Origin of the sequence: Helicobacter didelphidarum (assembly GCF_003364195.1) — a bacterium.
In the GTDB taxonomy this organism is placed as follows: Bacteria; Campylobacterota; Campylobacteria; order Campylobacterales; family Helicobacteraceae; genus Helicobacter_A; species Helicobacter_A didelphidarum.
The window spans coordinates 1-17,965 of record NZ_NXLQ01000022.1 but is presented as its reverse complement, the minus strand read 5'-3'; the positions used below and the strand labels follow the sequence as shown (position 1 = coordinate 17,965).

Sequence of the window (17,965 nt, the reverse complement as noted above, 5' to 3'; positions counted from 1 at the left end):
TTAATCTATTTCATATTTTCTTTCTCTCTTTTTAAAGGCTTCTTTTCCACCCTCAAGTTGCAACAAATCATCTCTATATTCAATATCTTCAATACTAAAAGATGTGAGTATGGTGTTGCCATCATTATTTGTTAATTTAATAACTAATTCAGCATCTGCATTTAAAACAAAGTTGGCATTATGTGTAGCAAAAATGATTTGTCTTTGCTGTTTTTGTTGTTTTATCAATTCAACCAAATAATTAGCAATTAGAGAACTATCCAAGTGTGCTTCTGGCTCGTCCATTATAATAGGGTTATTGCCTAAAGAAAGCAATATAACAATCACTGCTGTGCATCTTTGTCCAAATGAAGAAACCTCCAAATCTTTACTATCATACAAAACTTTAAATACTTTATATTTTTCAATATTTTTTAAATATTTTTGAATTAATAGTTTATAAATACTAAAATTCAATTCGGAAGAAAAAATCTCAATTAGTTTATGATAGGATTGTGTATCTCTACTTTCAATTTTTTCTCTAAATGATTGGGCTGTATCGCATAAAATTACTTCTTCAAATGATATTTTAGAAAGGTAATCTTTTGCGGTTGATGAAATATTTTCTCCAGATAGAACTCTGCTTTCAAACTCTCTACAAATATCATTGAATATTTCTTTTTCTGCCTGTTTTGTGCGTTCAACTTTTATTATTTTTATATTATCTTGATATTGTTTTGCTATACTTAAAAACAATTCATTAATCTTAACTATTTCTTCATCTGAAATTGAATTGAATACTTCTATATCATTATTAATAGTTTCTGTATTGAATAAATTAATTTCTTCATTTAAAATATTAATTTCTTTTTCTAGCTCATTTATTTCATTTTTAAGAGACGATACATTTGATAACGCATTTTTCAAATCATTTAGATTATCAAGCACATAACCTCTTTCTTCTAAATAATTATCTATTTTATCTTTGTAAGCTTTTATTTCTTTTTCAAGTATTTTTAATCTCTCTTGATCTTGTTGAAAATCTTGATTTTGATACTGCTTTAATACTTCTTCTAAAGTTGTATTTAATTTTTTTAGTTCAATCTTATAATAATTATCATTTGTCCATATTTCAGGAGACTCATCTTTTTCTTCCAATTTAGTCTTATTGTTTTGAATTATATTTAATAATTCTTGTAAGAAATTTTCATAATAATTTTTCCACTTTAATCTTGTCTTTTGCTCTTTGATATAAGTATCCATAGCAGTATAATTCTTAGTAAAATCCCCATTTGTAAATGTTTTAAGCAAGTATTCTATACTCTTTAATTCTTTCTTTTTATTCTCTAATATATTCTTTTTTTTATCATGCAAAAATAGCCTATTAATTTGCTCATCAAATAGTTTCAATTTTGATGTAATTTGCTCTTGGATAACTTGCATTTCCCCATTAGACTTTTTATTAAGTCTTTCAAAAATTGCCTGTGTAAATTTACCAGAATTTTTTGCAAACTCTTCTATTTCATTTTGTGCCAGAAAATCTATATTACTAATAGTATTAGGTTCGCAAACTATCTTAGATACAATATCTTTTTCACTTAATTTTGAGAAAAAACCACTTTTTTCTCTACTAATCTTTTGTGCTATTAAATTCAATAAAGTGCTTTTTCCGCTACCTCTTCCTCCTATAATACAAGTCAAATAAGGGCTAAAACATATTTCATCTTTGAATCCCGCAAAACAAAATTTTTCATTACCCCACTTTGTATCTTTATCGAAATCCAAATCAACCTTTTCAATCATATGGAGTATATAATGCGGCTTATCTGTTCCTATATAAACTCTTTTAGGTTCATAAATAATTTGCTTTAATCCTTCAAAAGTTGGTTTTGCTTTAATCCAAGAAAATTTACTCCCTATGTCATCTAATCTATGGGCATCGCTACTCTGTATGATAGGTTTATTGTATTTTTCCCAAAATTCTTCGTCTTGTTTGATAATTTCTGCTTTAGATGTAGAGTGAATTAAAAAATGAGCTTGTTTAATAATTTTTTCATAATTTGTAGAAGAACGAGCGTTTCCTTTGCCTCTTGATAAAAATCCTATCAGGTATTTATTTTGCAAATTTAATGCCTTATCTTGTAGGCAATTAAGCACTTTATCAAAATTAACTACAGCTTGCTTAAAATCATCTTGACTTGATAAATTAATCAATTTCATAGTATTTCCCTTTATATCACACTCAAGATTAGTTAAAAAAGCATTAATCTCTTCCTTACCTACTTTTTCTGAAAATAATACGTGCAAGTCCAAAGTTTCTTCATCTTTATTTGTGTAATCTAACCTTAGTTCCAAATTTAACAATACCCTTATACTATTTTCTTCTAATTTCTCTTTTAAAATAAATTCTTTTTCACAAAAATTAAAATAATTTGTTAAACCTATACATACAATATTCTCTGTTTTTATTTTTTGTATAAAATCTTCATCAGAACATGAATATCCATTCATATGTGAATGTGGTGTATGTATGTGTAAATCCCATTTATTCCAAGAAGAGCCATTTTCAAACATAACAATATCCTTAAATATAATTTAAATGTTCATTGAGTAATTTTAGACTTATTTGCTGTTCTATCTAAAATTACAAAACTACATTATAACATTTTTTATAATATTTTAAGGTATAATTATAAGGAATACCAAAGGAGTCCCCTAATGCCACCTATCAATCCAACTGCAGAAAAAGCCCTGCAAAAGAACTGCATTGGGCTTTTAGAGAAGCTTGGCTATATGTATATCAGCCCAAAGGACAATCTTGGGCATAGGGAGGGTAAAACCTCAAATATCCTTTTTAAAGATATATTGAGAAAAAAGCTTAGTGAGATAAATCATTATGAATACAAAGGGCAAAAGCACACTTTTAGCGAGACAAATATCGCAAGAGCTATTGATGACTTAGATAGCCCTTTGAGCGAGGGTTTGCTTGTAGCAAATCAAAAAATCACTGATTCTCTTTTATTTGGACGCTCGTATGAGGAGATTTTAAGTGATGGCACGAAAAAGAGCTTTTCACTGCGATATATCGACTTTGAGAATCCGCATAATAACGACTTTTATATCACAGAGGAATTTATCGTAGATAGGGCAAATCAAGGCGAAAATATGAAAACTAGGCGAGTGGATTTGGTGGCGCTTGTCAATGGGATTCCACTTGTGGCTATCGAGCTGAAAAAATCAAGCAAGGATTATCAAGCAGGCATACGCCAGATTCTCAAAGAGCAAGAAAATAGCGAGATTCAAAGCCTCTTTAAATACATACAAATCACTATTGCGGGTAACTCAAATGAAGCTAAATACGCTACAACTGGCACGCCTTTTGATTTTTATCATACTTGGAATGAGGAGAATGAGAGCGAGATAAAAGGGCATTTAAATGTCTTGCTTGGCAAACGCAAAGCAAGTAAGCTTGATATACTTTTGTTTGCACTTTTGCAAAAAGAAAGATTGCTAAAAATTATCAAGCATTACACACTTTTTGATGGCAAGATAAAAAAGATTTGTCGTTATCAGCAGTTTTTTGCGATAGAAAAAACCTTATCAAGAGTAGAAAGCTTTGATGAATTTGGGTGTAGGCAAGGCGGGCTTATCTGGCATACACAAGGGAGCGGAAAAAGTCTTACAATGATAATGCTTGCAAAATTACTCAAAATCAAATTTGATAATGCAAAAATCATCATCGTAACGGATAGGATAGACTTGGATAGGCAGATTTTTGAGGTATTTAAAAAGACAGATATAGAGCCTAAAAAGGCAAGTAGTGCGAGAAATCTCCTTTCACTGCTACAAAGTGGAGCAAGCGTCATCACAACTTTGGTGCATAAGTTTGAAGCGATACAAGATTCTAAGCTGATAATTAAAGAAAATAATATTTTTGTCTTGGTTGATGAATCTCACCGCACACAAAGCGGACTTTTGCATAAAGCGATGAAAAAGGTGTTGCCACAGGCTTGTTATCTAGGATTTACCGGCACGCCATTGCTAAAAAAGGACAAGAATAGCTTTGCGAAATTTGGCGGGGAGATTCACCGATATGCCATAGATGAGGCGGTGCGAGACAAAGCGGTTTTGCCACTTTATTATGAAGGCAGAATGATAGAGCAAGAAATCCTCAATCCGCAGGGGTTGGATAGGAAATTTGAGCTTATCGCAAAGGGCTTAAGTGAAAAAGAGCGATTAGACTTGGAGCGAAAATGGGCAAGATTTAGCAAAATAGCTTCAAGTGAGCAGAGGCTAGAGCTTATCGCGCTTGATATTTACACGCATTTTAAAACGAATTTGGAAGGAAGAGGATTCAAAGCTATGCTTGCGACAAGCTCCAAATATGAGGCGATAAAATATTATGAAATTTTTAGTGAGTATTACAAGGATTTTTGCACTGCTTATGTGATTTCAAATAATAAAACCGATGAGCAAGGAAGCGAAAACAAACAATACATCGCACAGGCATTACAAAAGCTCTATGCACGATATGGCGATGAAACGCAGTATATAGAATATATCCAAGGTGAATTTGTCAAAGGCGATGAGATTGATTTGCTTATTGTTGTGGATAAGCTTTTGACAGGATTTGACGCACCAAAAGCACGCAATCTTTATATCGATAAATCGCTCAAAGAGCATAGCCTCTTGCAAGCTATCGCTAGGGTAAATCGAGTATGTGAGGGGAAAGATTTTGGATATATTATTGATTATCGTGGGCTTTTGGGCGATCTTGATAGGGCTTTGAGTGATTATAGCGGGCTTAGTGGCTTTGATGAAGAGGATTTACAGCAAGCCGTGATTGATATAAGAGAAAAGATAGTTGAAACGAAAACTTATTACACGCATTTAGAATCTCTTTTTAGTGAAGTGAAAAATAAGGCTGATTTAGAATCTTATGCAAATATCCTTTCAAATGAGGAAAAAAGAAAGAAATTTAAAGAATATCTATCGCATTTCGCAAGGGCTTTTCAAACTGCTTTGTGTAGTGAGAAAATAGATGAGATTCTAAGTGAAAAAGAAATCAAAGAATATAAAGACAAAGTGAGATTCTATAATGAACTGCGTCAAGTGGTGCAAATACGCTATCACGAAGTATGCGATTTTGGACAATACGAAGCGCAAATGCAAAAACTGCTTGATACTTTTGTCAATGCTAATGGTATCAATCACCTTACAGAGCTTGTCAATATCTTTGATGAGGATTTTGATAAAGAAGTAGAAAGAATGGCGACTCCAAATGCAAAAGCAGATACTATACTCAACGCTATAAGTGCAGAGATAAGGGAGAAAATGGAAGCTAATCCAGCCTTTTATAACTCTCTCGCAAAGCAAATAGAGCATATCATCAAAGAATATGAAGAAAAGCGATTAAGTGAGGAGGAAAAATTAGAAAAAGCTCAACAAATACAAGATTTACTCAAAGGTGGTTATAAAAGCGATAGAAATTATCCTCAAGGAATCGCAGGAGAAAAAAGGCTTATGGCGATTTATGATAATGTGTGTGAAGCAATAGAGATTGAGGATAAGGAAGTCCTTGCAAATTTAAGCCTCAAAATAGATGAGATTTATAAGCGATATTCTAAAAAGCCAGAGTGGTATAATAGCAAGGAAACCGAAAATGAAATCAATCGCGAAATAAACGATGAATTGTGGGCGTTAGAAGATGAGCACCATATCACTTTTGATAATAATGATATAGAAAAATTCTTTAAGATTTTGCGAGGTATGGGAGTGAAATGGTATGCTTGAACATCTCACTATCATCAAAAAAGATATAAAAAGCATTTCGCTTAAAGTTAGACCAAATGGGGAGATTATCCTTACGACTCCAAAACAAATGCAGGAAAAATATATAAAATCTATCCTTGAAAAACGGGCAAAATGGATAGAGGAGAAAAGGGCGTTTTTCGCCTCATACGCTACAACAAAGAGAGAATATGTGAGTGGAGAGGATTTTTACTATCGCGGTAGGCGATATAGGATAAAACTCACGCAAGCACGCAAGGAATCTATCAAGCTCACAAGCGGATATTTAGAACTTTGTGTGAGGGATAAAAATGATTTTATCCATAAAGAAAAGATGATTTATGAATGGTATCATCAAAAGGCTTTGCTTTGCTTTTTCCAACTGATAGAACAATACAAAAAGATGATAGATTATAAAGGAAATATACATATTACTATACGAAAAATGAAAACACGATGGGGAAGTTGTAATGCTTCTAAGTCGAGTATAAGCCTTAATATCGAGCTCATCAAAAAGCCAAAAGAATGTATCGAATATGTGATTTTACACGAGCTTACTCATCTAATCCACCCAAATCACTCTAAGGATTTTTATAAATTCCTATCGTGTTATATGAGTGATTGGAGGGAGCGAAAAGAAAGATTGAATAAACCGATGGGGTAAAAAGATTTGATTGGTATTGCAAATTCTTTTTTGATATTATGATAGAATCCTAGTTTTATAACTTTGGAGGCAATATGCAAAATAAAAAGCTTACATTTTTGGCACTTGCACAAGCAGTGCTAGAGGAGAGCAAAATCCCGCTTAATGCAGGGCAAATATGGGAGGAGACACAAGCAAAAGGCTTGGATAAGAAGTTAGGGAGTATTGGCAAAACACCGATTGCGACGCTTGGCTCAAATCTCTACAAAAATATCAAAAACGAAGATTCTCCCTTCATATTTGCCTCAAAGAAGCCCACGACTTTTTGGCTCAAATCTCGCGAAAGTGAGCTAGATAAGCCACATATAGAAGAGCGGATTTTAGAGAATGAAAAAATTTCAATGCAAAAAAGCAAATTTAAAGAACGCGATTTGCACCCATTGCTTGTGAAATATTTGAGCGAAAATGAGCATTTCAGACTCTATTGCAAGACAATCCGCCACGAAACAAGCAAAAAATCTCAAAGTGGGCAGGATAAATGGAATTACCCTGATATTGTTGGGATTCACTTCGCATTTAGTGATAATTATGAGAGTGAGACTTTAGAATTACTTGATGCTATCGGCTATTCAAACTACAAACTTTGCTCTTTTGAGTTAAAAATTGCTTTAAATTTCAGCAACCTCAAAGAATCTTATTTTCAAGCCGTCTCTAATTCAAGTTGGGCGAATGAGGGATATTTGGTGGTATTTGAGGAGATTGATGATGAGATTCTCACTGAATTAAGGCGGCTAAATACAAGCTTTGGGATTGGGGTAATTCAGCTTACAAGTGATAGTGTAAGCTCAAAAATCCTCTTATCCTCACAAAGTAGGGATATAGATAGTGAAACACTCAATATGCTTGTGAGTAAAAATGCTGACTTTAGGGATTTTGCGAAATTTGCGACTGAAGATATTAACCACGATGATAAGGAACGAATTGTAAAAAAGAATTACGATAAGATTCTAAGCGACAATGAACTAGAAAGATACTTGAAAGAAAAGGGGATAGAGTAAAAAATCTTATTTATAAAATTTCACGCATGGTGTAAAAGATTTTATATGGAATTATTAGCGAAAAAATAGCTGTATAAAGGCAATATAGATTTATAACCAAAGTCAAAAGTGTAGCAATGAGTGAGCAAGACACGATAACACTCAAATCACATGTGTTAGGATATAATCTACATTAAGGCAATGATATAATGGTATTTGTTATTTAACAATCAAAGGATTAAGGATTGTAAAAACTTGAGGAAACAATTAAGAATCAATTTTACACAAGGATATTCTTAATTGTATAATAAAGACACCTTACTTGTATTAATAATGATTAAGTAGAAAATCCTATTTATTTAGTATTTACACCAATTACTAAAGATATTAATCAAAAAATACATAATTTATTTATCAAATTAATTCCAAATATTCTTCTAAGTAACAGAACTATTTTTATCATTTTTTATTACCATTAATTATCAGAATATAATAATATAATAATTATACTTTTAGGAATAAAATTCATAACTTTAATATAATATGATATTAATTACTATATTTTTATGCTATAATTATGCTTTATTTTAATCCTAATAATAAAAGGCATTCTATGATAAAGATATTTCGAACATTTTCTATTACTACTTTCATAACATTCTCTTTTGGCTATATATCGCAATCTGTGGCAAATCAAATAGATTCTGATATGGCTACCACAAAATCTCAACAAAGTCAGAATAACAATAATGATACAACAAATGATGTAAAAAATGTAGATTCTAAGTCTCATAAGCTCCAAGCAGTTACCACAACGACGGTGCAAACAGCTTCGGGATACGAACAAAACTTACGGGATGCTCCTGCTAGTATTACTATTATTCCTCGTGAAGAAATCATGACGCGTCCTATCCGTGATGTAGGCGATGCAGTCCAAGATGTCCCAGGTGTCTATACCGAACAAGATAAAACAGGACAAAATACTATTTCTATGCGTGGTCTTAGTTCCACATACACATTAATATTGATTGATGGTAAGAGACAAAATACCGCACAGGGTTTTATCTCAAATGGTTTAGGGAATGCAACTTCATTTATGCCTCCAGCTAGTATGATAGAACGTATTGAGGTGATACGAGGACCTGCCTCTATCCTCTATGGTAGCGATGCGATGGGTGGTGTGATAAATATTATTACTAAAAAACATGCTGACAAACTAACTATGGGTGCACAAATGGAATCTAAGTTTTTTGAACGCGAAGAATTTGGTAATGTCTATGGTGGAAATGCCTACCTTACAACGCCACTTATTAAAAAAATATTAAGTCTCAACTTAAGAGGTGGTTATAGATACAACGGGCAAAATGGGTTTTTAAAACCATCATGGGTGCCAATGACTGACCAAGATACAGACGGTCATCGGGGACCAAATCCTTATGTTTCACATTCTTCAACAGGATCACAAAATTGGAATGCGGGATTTAGATTAAACTACACACCTGATACACACAATACTATCTATTTAGACTCAGAGGTATATAATGGACGCTTTGGCTCACTGAATACCTCAGCAAGTTCATTTACCTCTGTGCAAGAAATGTATAAAAATAACAATGTCTTAAGCCATGAAGCTGATTATGATTGGGGTAAGCTAGACACTTATTTACAATATAGCTACACAGTTATCGCTTCACATGGGACAAATAACCCATATCCTAATCCTGCCCCTAATCCCGACGATCCCTTACAAGGACTAGCACCCGGTTCTAGTAAGGGGGATTTTATTAATTGGGATAAGAGACGAGAAAATCATAATATAACTTTTCAAACGAATTACAAGAATACTTTTGATTTTGGGAATTGGGGTAAGCTTATTTTTAATGGCGGGTTATATTATATGTATGAAAGTCTGCAGAATTATCAAACTAGTTTTAGTCGTTCTATGAATCAATTTGCAGTTTTTGCAGAAGGTGATTATATGATAAATGACTATGTTAGCACAACTTTGGGATTAAGGTATAACTATTCTGATATTTTTAAGGCTATTCCAAATCCTAGATTCTATGTAAATGTGCATCCGCTAGATTGGCTAACAATCAAAACAGGTATAGCAAGCGGTGTTCTTGTCCCTGCATTGAGCTATCTCTATGAAGGTTATATAGAGGGAAATGGTAATCCCGTAATTCATACTTACGGAAATACCAATCTATTGCCTGAAACAAGCTGGAATTACGAACTCAGTGCTATGGTAGATACAAAATATGTGGGATTAATCCTCACAGGTTATTACACAGATTTTAACAATAAAATAGAGACAAAAACCTACGAAGGCGGAATATGTGCAGGCGGAACTCATCCTGGTCAATGTAGAATCTATGAGAACATTAACAAGTCTTTTGTAACAGGTGCAGAGACAATATTCCAACTCAAACCCATTTATGGGTTTAGTCTTGATGCAAGCTATTCTTTCACTTATACAGAAAGGCTAGATGGCGATTATAAGGGTGATGTGATCAATGAGATTCCAAGACATAGCTTCACGATTATGCCAAAATATCGCTTTAAAAACTTTGATATGTATATTCGGTGGAATGGGAGATTCCAAACACCAACTAGCCCAAGTGCAACAGCAGCTAGACAAAATGTGCGGGATATTGTTGGTAAATGGTATAAAGATTACCAGCTGGTGGATATAGCGGCGACTTATAAATTCTTTCAACATTATTATATAACATTTGCAATAAATAATCTCTTTGATGTGTATTTTATGGATTATATAGCTGTTAGTAGTGGATCTAGTCTTACTCCACAAAACACATATCAAAGAATCCTGCCTAGCAGAAACTATTGGCTTACATTACGGGTGGAGTTTTAAGGGTTTTTAAGATACTATTTTTGCAAAAAGTTTTCAATGGATATAAAGTCATGAGAAACAAAACAAATAGACTTGGAGTGAGAATTTCTCTCAAACTTGACAGAATCTATAAATAAATATTTGTTGTTTATTTTTTATTGACAAGAAAGATGATTATAAATAATTAACTACAATATTTTAATTTCATAATTCTAAATATAAAAGCTTTTTTATTGTATAGTGTGCATTTTATGAATTTCCACAGAAAAACTCCATGACAGACATGCGGATTTTTACTCCATTTTCTACTTGCTGTAATATTTTACAACGCGAATCAGCAAGTATTTCATCATCAATATCAATATTGCGATGCACGGGACCCGGATGCAATACAATAATATCGCGATTACCGAGCAAATCTTTCGTAACGCAAAATCTATTTGCATAATCTTTTAAGCTTCCATAAATCTGTGTATTGTGTCGTTCTGTTTGTGTACGTAATGCCATGATAATATCAATATTATCAATAACTTTACGCAAATTATAAGCAGTTTTAATTCTTGTTTTATAGAGAAAGTGAGGAGGAGCAACAAGTGTAACATCAACGCCAAAACGAGTTAAAAGAGCGATATTGCTATTAGCAACGCGAGAGTTTTTAATATCACCAACAATTGCTATACGTTTACCCCGCATAGAATCTAAACCCCTTAAACAAATCTCTTGTTGTGAAACATTAGAATCTTTTGTATCCAATGAACCAAAATGTGTTGCCATAGTATAGAGGTCAAGTAGTGCTTGTGTAGGATGTGCATGTGCTCCGTCACCACCATTAATAATAGGACAGGAAGTAAATTGCGTAAGAAAATTGGGTGCACCAGCACTCTTATGACGCGTAATTATCGCATGTGGTTGCATAGCATTCAATGTTGCAGCAGTATCTGCTATGCTTTCACCTTTTGCTGTTGAACTATTGGCAATATCAAGACGAATTACCTCGCCACCAAGATTTTTAATTGCAATTTCAAAGCTACTTAATGTGCGGGTTGAGTTTTCAAAAAAAATCGTAATAAAGCGTTTATTTTGCAAGACCTTGTCAGATTCTGAAATATTTGCTGTGCGGGCAAAAATATGTCTTATCTCGTCGTTGCTTAAATCGGAAGTTTGTATTAAATGTCGCAGAGCCATGATTATATCCTATTCATGAAGTTTATGGTGGTTTTTGTTCCAATATTATAACAAATTTGCTAAAATTACAGATAAATTTATGCAAACTTGACATTTTTAAAAATCAAAGCGTTCTCTTATGTTATCGAAGATATTTTTTTTCACTTTTGGTTGCATTATTCTTCTTTTGTATGGTTGTTCATCATATTTTGGAAAAAATGAACATCTTACAATTGCACCACAAACATTAGCTCAAAATAGTCGCATGGTTTTGCTTAGCTCACAAGATTCTAAACTTAAGATTGCAGCGAGATTAACTTATCTCAATGAAATTGATAGTAGTATATTTCATGGACGAGAATATTTTTTTTTAGAGATTTTCAATGATGATGAGAATATAGTTTTACCAGATTCTATGCAACTTACAATGTTTAATAGAAAACCTTTGTGGATTCGTCAAATCAATCAAAAAGAGTTAGATGATATGCTTGTATTAGAAAATGATCTTTCAGATGGATATTTGATTGCATTTCGTCGTGCTAATGCTTTTGAACAAAAAAAGATTCAAATTGCACTTTCTCTACCAAATTACCGTGTAGGTGTTTTTGATTTTTCTTATATTTTATTAAAAACTAAATTATAGTTTGAGAAAAAAGGAACGAAATAGGCTTACTTGAAACTATAAATAATAAAAATAAAAAATCTAATAATATCTTATGATAAATACTAAAAACTATAAGAGATTCTTTATTTTTTATAATTTTTGGAATAAATTCTAACCACATTAGATGAGCTTGGAGACACAATGCAGCACAATCCTAATGAGAATCGATTGCAAATATCATACACTTTTGTTGTTATTGCACTGCTTGTTCTTGTGATGATAGGTGCAAGTATTGCAATATTCCATTATATTCAAAAATCACATATCGATAATCACTCTCCTTTAAATATTGCGGATTTGGAAAAACAAATTGATATGGATATTATTGAATTAGATTCATATAAAAAAACAAATAATTTCTTACTACCACAACATACAGATATTATAGAATCTCCACTAGAAACAGAAAATAGAGATATTTTTAAGAAAAACTCTGAAAATTTTATTCCCCCCACTTTAACAAAAGATAAAAAGAGAATAACGAGGAAGCCAAAAGTTGCTATTATTATTGATGACCTAGCAAAACCGAGTGATATTCGATCTTTTCAAAATCTTGGTTTGCGATTAAATCTCTCTCTTTTCCCTAAACATACTTTTAGCAAAGATAATCCCAATATTGCAAAAACCTTAGAATTTTATATGATACATCTCCCTCTTGAGGCACAGGATTTTGAACAAAAAGGAGTAAGAGTTCTTCGTGTCGGAGATTCTGAAGAAAAGGTGCAAAATTATATTGATTCAATTAAGCACGATTTTCCAAATCTCAAGTATCTTAATAATCATACAGGTAGTCGTTATACTGCTAGTATAGAGGACATGAAAAAGCTTTTTGATGCACTTGATAAACATAGTATTACCTTTGTAGATTCTAAAACTTCTGCAAATAGTGTTGCCAAACAACTTGCAGTGCAACGACATCAAGTTTATTTGGCACGCAATATTTTTTTAGATAATGAGAAAGATAGAGATTATATTTCAAAGCAACTAGAAAAAGCTCTACAATATGCCAATAAACATGGCTATGTGATTGCTATTGGACATCCAAAAAAACAGACACTGGAAGTCCTTAAGAAATATTCCCATATTTTAAAAACATATTATGATCTTGTTTATATAAGTGAAATGGATGATTACCTCAGAATGCAACAAAAGTAGTGAAGATTTTTATGAAATTTTGAAAATATTGAATAAGGATTTTTATTTTTATTTTCTTTCTCATTTATTCTATAAGATATTAAATTAGAAAATATGGCTTTATGCCAGATTATTAATTCGGTCATTTAATTCTTATAAAGAGGTTAAAAATGTTGCTTTTTAAAATTGTATGAATAAATTTGGATGATTTATACGAATCTCTTTAGCAAGATTCTTTACATTTACTATTGGTAGATTTCCATCATCGAGTCTGTATTTTTCAAGTTCATACATTGCTACTGCCATCGCATCCTCTATGTCAAATGGAATCAAATCTCGAATTGCATGTCGTAGCATAATTTTTGTTGTTTCTTCATGACTATTTTTTAATGTGCCTAAAATATGTGTTATTGCTTCGCGTGGCAACATAACAAATTCATCTCCCGAATCTGTTTTCACAAATGATGCCTCATCTGCTTTTAGTTCCCCGTTTATAAATTCTAAAAGAAACTGATTTGCCTCAAGTTGTGAAAGTGATGCAATATTATTTGCATTGCAAAGACTTTGGACTAAATTGTAGTGATTCTGTTTTGTTTGTTCAGCCATACCATTACTCCTTTTTGGGCGTGCAAGCGATTATGTGCCTCTTGTATAATTTTGCTTTGTGTGCCATCAATAACTTCTTCGCTGACTTCTAATCCACGATATGCGGGTAAACAATGTAAAAAAATAGCGTCTTGATGAGCAAGACTCATAATATGAGAATCTACTTTATAATCTTTAAAATCACGCATTCTCTGTTCTTTCTCCGCTTCTTGTCCCATGGATACCCAAGTATCTGTTGTAATAACATTTGCAGCCTTTGCTACTTCTATAATGTCATCTGTAATGATAATTTTTGCACCGCTCTTTTTTGCATTCTCATACGCTATTGCTACAATATCTTGATTTGGTTGGTAATTTTTAGGACATGCAAGTCGTAATTCAAATCCAAGCTTTGAGGCAAGCATAAGCCAAGAATGTGCCATATTATTGCCATCGCCGATATATGCAACAATGGGCATTGCAATAATATTTTTATGTGCAACCCCATCTAAGATTCTATGGGGAACAAAAATCCCATTTTCAATCATTGTAAGGTAGTCCGCCAAAAGTTGCATAGGGTGAAAAGCATCGCTTAGCCCATTAATAACAGGCACACTTGAATATTTTGCAAACTCCTCAAGTCTTTGATGCATGTGTGTGCGAACCATAATCATATCAACCATAGAGCTAATGACAGCCGCACTATCACGAATAATCTCACCGCGACCAAGTTGTAAATCACTATTTGATAAAAAAATTCCAAATCCTCCAAGCTGATAGATTCCTACTTGAAAACTTACACGTGTTCGTGTAGAACTTTTTTCAAACACCATTGCCAAAGTTTTTCCTGATAAATAGGGAGTTGGAATGCCTTGTATATGTTGCATTTTTATATCAATGGCGAGTTTCATCATTTCCAAAAGTTCTGCTTTTGAAAAGTCATTGAGTGTTAAAAAATGTCGCATAAAATCCCTTGATGAAATATATAAATTAAATTGTCAAATATACTTAAAAAAACCTAATATTTCAATAAAATAACTTCAAAAAAATGTAAAATCAATAACAATGGGAATAAATCCCCGCAATAAACCTATCAAGATTATGTTACATACAATTTATTTTTTCGTATAAAACCAGGGGATTTTTATTAAGTTAATAATTAAACTCAAAACTATATACTAAAAAGAATTTCATATCACAATTCGCCAATATAGATTCTAAGAATAAAGTGCAAATATCCCCCTACATGCAGGTGGGTAACCTTCGATTGTATGGTCGTGTTGGAGAAAATCCCCTAAACTTTGTTTTTGTATAAAATCTGTTGTTCGTTGTTCATTTGTTGTTGTGTAAGAAAAACTTAAAAGGTCACAGGTCTTAAATCCAGCTCTTAGTGCAAGATTACATAGGGCTTTTGGACTAAAAATATAAAAAACATTTGACATTTTTGCATAGGTTGGATATGGACAAAGTGCATATTCATCTTGTGTTTGTATGATTAAAGTTTCAAGAAGCAAAAGCCCATCTTTTTTTAAGGATTGTTTTAGAATCTTAAGTGTCTGTAATGGGTCTTGTCTGTGATATAAAACTCCTAAGCATAAAATTAAATCGAATTTTTTTGTAATTCTACTTAAATCTTGTACACCTAAAAGACGAAATGAAATATTATTGATAGAATAAGATTCTATTATTTCTTGTCCTCTATTTTGCACGGTGCGTGTAAGCTGGTAAATGAAAAAAAATTGCAAAAAAAATATACCGACAGGATCAATGCCTGTAATATGCTTTGCACGCAATGCTAAATCAAACATATAATAGCCATTATTGCAACCAACATCTAAAATCTCCTTATTCGCTATGTCGTAGTGTAAAGTTTGTAAAGATTCTAAAATGAGTTTCATTTTTATATGACTTTGCCATTCAGTATCAATGTGTAAGAGACTTTCTTGGTGGTCATTGGACACTTTGAAAACTTGTTGTGTATTTTTTTGTATTGTGTTAGGATTTATGTTTATGCTTGAGAGAAAATGAGTAAAAAGATTTGGATTTTCAAAATCTTTATCTAAAATATTTTGAAAAAAAGTATCGTCATAATGGATATAAAAAGGACCTTTTCTCCATGGTTTAAGATCATTTATCAATGATAAAATAGAATCTTTTGTAATAATTTCATTATTTGTTTTTGAATCAATATAATTATTTTTTACAATTAATTTATTATTAGTATCTAAAAAAATATGAAATCCATTATATTTTTCTAAATAGCATGGCTGCGTATTCACATCATCATTTCTTAAGGGAATAGTCCGTGTATTTTTAGTTTTTTCTATGGTTTGGATATCTGCATTCTTGTTGTGATGATTTCTTTGATCCGTTTGTGAGTGGCAGAATATAAAATTGCTTATTTTAGAATCTAAAATTGAAAAACATCCTCTATTATTAAATTGTATTGTAGAAATTTTTTGCAACATCTCAAGATTTTTGTGGTTATTTAAAATCGCAAACTCTTCTTGAGTAAAATCATCAAAAATAGGGTTGTTTGACAATGATTTTATTTGATTTTGCAATCCATTTTCTCTATTAATGTGTTTATCTTGCTCAAAACCTCTTTTTGCCACGATAATATCCCAATAATTTATCATTTCTACGATATTATAACATAAAAAAATATTTAAAATTTTAAAGGAAAAATATTTTAGAAAATGATTGTTTAATAATTAAATTGCAATTTTTACGCATTTTATATTTAAAATGCAAGAAATACACTAATGTTCATCGAAGTTATGATTTTAAATCTATGATAATAAGTTTTATTTCTTATATATGAAGATAGCTATTTAGTCTTAAAAATATAACTTTTTAAGTAAAATCTATATCTTAATATTGATTATTTAGCTATAATACTTTATAAATTTTTGCATTATGTTATAGCTTTAGTATCTCTTAAGGAATAAAAAATGAGCATAAAAATTAAAGTTGTATTAGTTTCAAGCATTATTTCTGTCATTGCTATGATTACATTAAGCATTATTTCTATGATAATGAACAAACAAGTTGCTATAGAATCTACTATAACGGCACAAGCCAATAAATTACAAGTGGTTGATATGCTTATTATGGAACAAAATGAGAGCATAAAAACATCACTTCTTGCTCTTGCTAAAGAAATCAGTGAAATGCCTATAAGTTATTTGGATTCCAAAGAAAATATTATACAAAATGTTGGTCCATTGCTCAAACTACATAAAGATTCTTCGGGACTGGTTGCGAGTTATATTGGGTTGCCAACAGGTGAAGTTGTGGAAAGTGCTACAAATACGGATAAGGCAGGAATTCCTTTTCAAGTGCGTGGAGGACAAGGAACAGACTATATGGTAAATACAAGAGATTGGTATGTAGGTGCAGCCAAAAAAAATGGTTTTTACCAAACTGAAGTCATGGTAGATTCTATAACAGGTAAATTATCATTCTCATATGGTTTCCCTATTGTGAAGAATGGGAGATTTATTGGTGTAGTAGGTGTTGATATTTTATTAAATGATGTGCAAAAGTATTTTGAGGCATTAAAAGCTCATAATAAGGGTGGTATATTTGCTTTAGATTCCACAAATACTCCATTTGTTGCCACAGATAATTCTATACTTATGCAAAAAAATAGTTTATATGATGAAATTAGTAAAATGTCGCAACAAACAAAAGATTTTGAAGCATTTAATATCATAGATAATGGTATCAATAAAGTTGCACAATGTAAGTCATTTGAACATCCGGAATTTGCTAATTATACTTTATGTAGTCTTGAATCTGTTGAGGATATTGAAGCTCCTATTATGCATATCAGTTATATACAAATTGGTATTAGTGTTATCTTTTCGATACTTGTTAGCTTGATTTTGTATATTGTTATAAACATTGTCTTACGCTCATTAGATTTCATATCGCAAGGACTCTTCAGATTCTTCCGCTTCCTTAACCATGAAGAAAAGAGTATTGAACTCATCTCGCTCAAATCCAAAGACGAAATTGGTGCTATGGCTATGGCAATTAATGAAAATATTGAAAAAACTCGAAAAGGCTTAGAACAAGATTCTCATGTTGTAAAAGAAGTTGTCTATATT

12 protein-coding genes are annotated in these 17,965 nt (G+C 31.8%); 7 read left to right on the top strand and 5 right to left on the bottom strand.

Going from position 1 to position 17,965, the window contains the following annotated elements; genetic code table 11:
- A complete protein-coding gene (locus tag CQA53_RS08255) occupies positions 1-2,553 on the bottom strand; it encodes a TrlF family AAA-like ATPase (protein WP_115543531.1) in 2,553 nt (850 codons plus the stop codon).
- A 144-nt stretch (positions 2,554-2,697) separates the two neighbouring features.
- On the opposite strand from CQA53_RS08255, the gene CQA53_RS08250 reads away from it, so the two are divergent.
- The 4 genes from CQA53_RS08250 to CQA53_RS08235 all read left to right on the top strand — a co-directional run bounded on the left by CQA53_RS08250 (position 2,698) and on the right by CQA53_RS08235 (position 10,324).
- Entirely contained in the window at positions 2,698-5,772 is a 3,075-nt protein-coding gene (locus CQA53_RS08250; RefSeq protein WP_115543530.1) for a type I restriction endonuclease subunit R, read from the top strand.
- Positions 5,765-6,433: a M48 family metallopeptidase gene (locus tag CQA53_RS08245; protein ID WP_115543529.1), complete on the top strand. Its 669-nt coding sequence runs from the start codon at positions 5,765-5,767 to the stop codon at positions 6,431-6,433. Before CQA53_RS08250 ends, CQA53_RS08245 begins: the two co-directional genes overlap by 8 nt.
- Positions 6,434-6,507: 74 nt before the next feature.
- Positions 6,508-7,470 carry an HTH domain-containing protein gene (locus CQA53_RS08240; RefSeq protein ID WP_115543528.1) on the top strand — a complete coding sequence of 321 codons (963 nt, stop codon included), beginning with the start codon at positions 6,508-6,510 and terminating at the stop codon, positions 7,468-7,470.
- A 592-nt stretch (positions 7,471-8,062) separates the two neighbouring features.
- Positions 8,063-10,324, top strand: a complete 2,262-nt coding sequence (locus CQA53_RS08235) for a TonB-dependent receptor domain-containing protein (RefSeq protein WP_245945800.1) — start codon at positions 8,063-8,065, stop codon at positions 10,322-10,324.
- A gap of 228 nt (positions 10,325-10,552) precedes the next feature.
- On the opposite strand, the gene CQA53_RS08230 is transcribed toward CQA53_RS08235, so the two are convergent.
- Entirely contained in the window at positions 10,553-11,488 is a 936-nt protein-coding gene (locus CQA53_RS08230) for an aspartate carbamoyltransferase catalytic subunit (protein WP_115543527.1), read from the bottom strand.
- A gap of 118 nt (positions 11,489-11,606) precedes the next feature.
- Here CQA53_RS08230 and CQA53_RS08225 point away from each other — a divergent pair, with 118 nt between their 5' ends.
- Positions 11,607-12,110, top strand: coding sequence for a hypothetical protein (locus CQA53_RS08225; RefSeq protein ID WP_115543526.1), 504 nt, complete (start codon positions 11,607-11,609; stop codon positions 12,108-12,110).
- A 162-nt stretch (positions 12,111-12,272) separates the two neighbouring features.
- On the top strand, positions 12,273-13,286 hold the full coding sequence (locus CQA53_RS08220; RefSeq protein WP_115543525.1) for a divergent polysaccharide deacetylase family protein: 1,014 nt from the start codon (positions 12,273-12,275) through the stop codon (positions 13,284-13,286).
- Between the two features lie 159 nt (positions 13,287-13,445).
- Here the strand turns inward: CQA53_RS08220 and CQA53_RS08215 are convergent, their stop codons facing one another.
- The 3 genes from CQA53_RS08215 to cmoB form a co-directional block, all read right to left on the bottom strand.
- Positions 13,446-13,871: a DUF2603 domain-containing protein gene (locus CQA53_RS08215; RefSeq protein ID WP_115543524.1), complete on the bottom strand. Its 426-nt coding sequence runs from the start codon at positions 13,869-13,871 to the stop codon at positions 13,446-13,448.
- Positions 13,835-14,815: an ornithine carbamoyltransferase gene (gene argF / locus CQA53_RS08210; RefSeq protein ID WP_115543523.1), complete on the bottom strand. Its 981-nt coding sequence runs from the start codon at positions 14,813-14,815 to the stop codon at positions 13,835-13,837. Before argF ends, CQA53_RS08215 begins: the two co-directional genes overlap by 37 nt.
- A 252-nt stretch (positions 14,816-15,067) precedes the next feature.
- Positions 15,068-16,465, bottom strand: coding sequence for a tRNA 5-methoxyuridine(34)/uridine 5-oxyacetic acid(34) synthase CmoB (gene cmoB / locus CQA53_RS08205; RefSeq protein WP_245945799.1), 1,398 nt, complete (start codon positions 16,463-16,465; stop codon positions 15,068-15,070).
- A 339-nt stretch (positions 16,466-16,804) separates the two neighbouring features.
- Here cmoB and CQA53_RS08200 point away from each other — a divergent pair.
- Positions 16,805-17,965, top strand: a 1,161-nt coding sequence (locus tag CQA53_RS08200; protein WP_220272082.1) for a PDC sensor domain-containing protein, incomplete at its 3' end; no start/stop codon positions are given.

Coding starts and splice junctions, on each gene's coding strand:
- CQA53_RS08255 (WP_115543531.1), bottom strand. CDS start 2,553: ATGTTTGAAAATGGCTCTTCTTGGAATAAATGGGATTTACACATACAT.
- CQA53_RS08250 (WP_115543530.1), top strand. CDS start 2,698: ATGCCACCTATCAATCCAACTGCAGAAAAAGCCCTGCAAAAGAACTGC.
- CQA53_RS08245 (WP_115543529.1), top strand. CDS start 5,765: ATGCTTGAACATCTCACTATCATCAAAAAAGATATAAAAAGCATTTCG.
- CQA53_RS08240 (WP_115543528.1), top strand. CDS start 6,508: ATGCAAAATAAAAAGCTTACATTTTTGGCACTTGCACAAGCAGTGCTA.
- CQA53_RS08235 (WP_245945800.1), top strand. CDS start 8,063: ATGATAAAGATATTTCGAACATTTTCTATTACTACTTTCATAACATTC.
- CQA53_RS08230 (WP_115543527.1), bottom strand. CDS start 11,488: ATGGCTCTGCGACATTTAATACAAACTTCCGATTTAAGCAACGACGAG.
- CQA53_RS08225 (WP_115543526.1), top strand. CDS start 11,607: ATGTTATCGAAGATATTTTTTTTCACTTTTGGTTGCATTATTCTTCTT.
- CQA53_RS08220 (WP_115543525.1), top strand. CDS start 12,273: ATGCAGCACAATCCTAATGAGAATCGATTGCAAATATCATACACTTTT.
- CQA53_RS08215 (WP_115543524.1), bottom strand. CDS start 13,871: ATGGCTGAACAAACAAAACAGAATCACTACAATTTAGTCCAAAGTCTT.
- argF (WP_115543523.1), bottom strand. CDS start 14,815: ATGCGACATTTTTTAACACTCAATGACTTTTCAAAAGCAGAACTTTTG.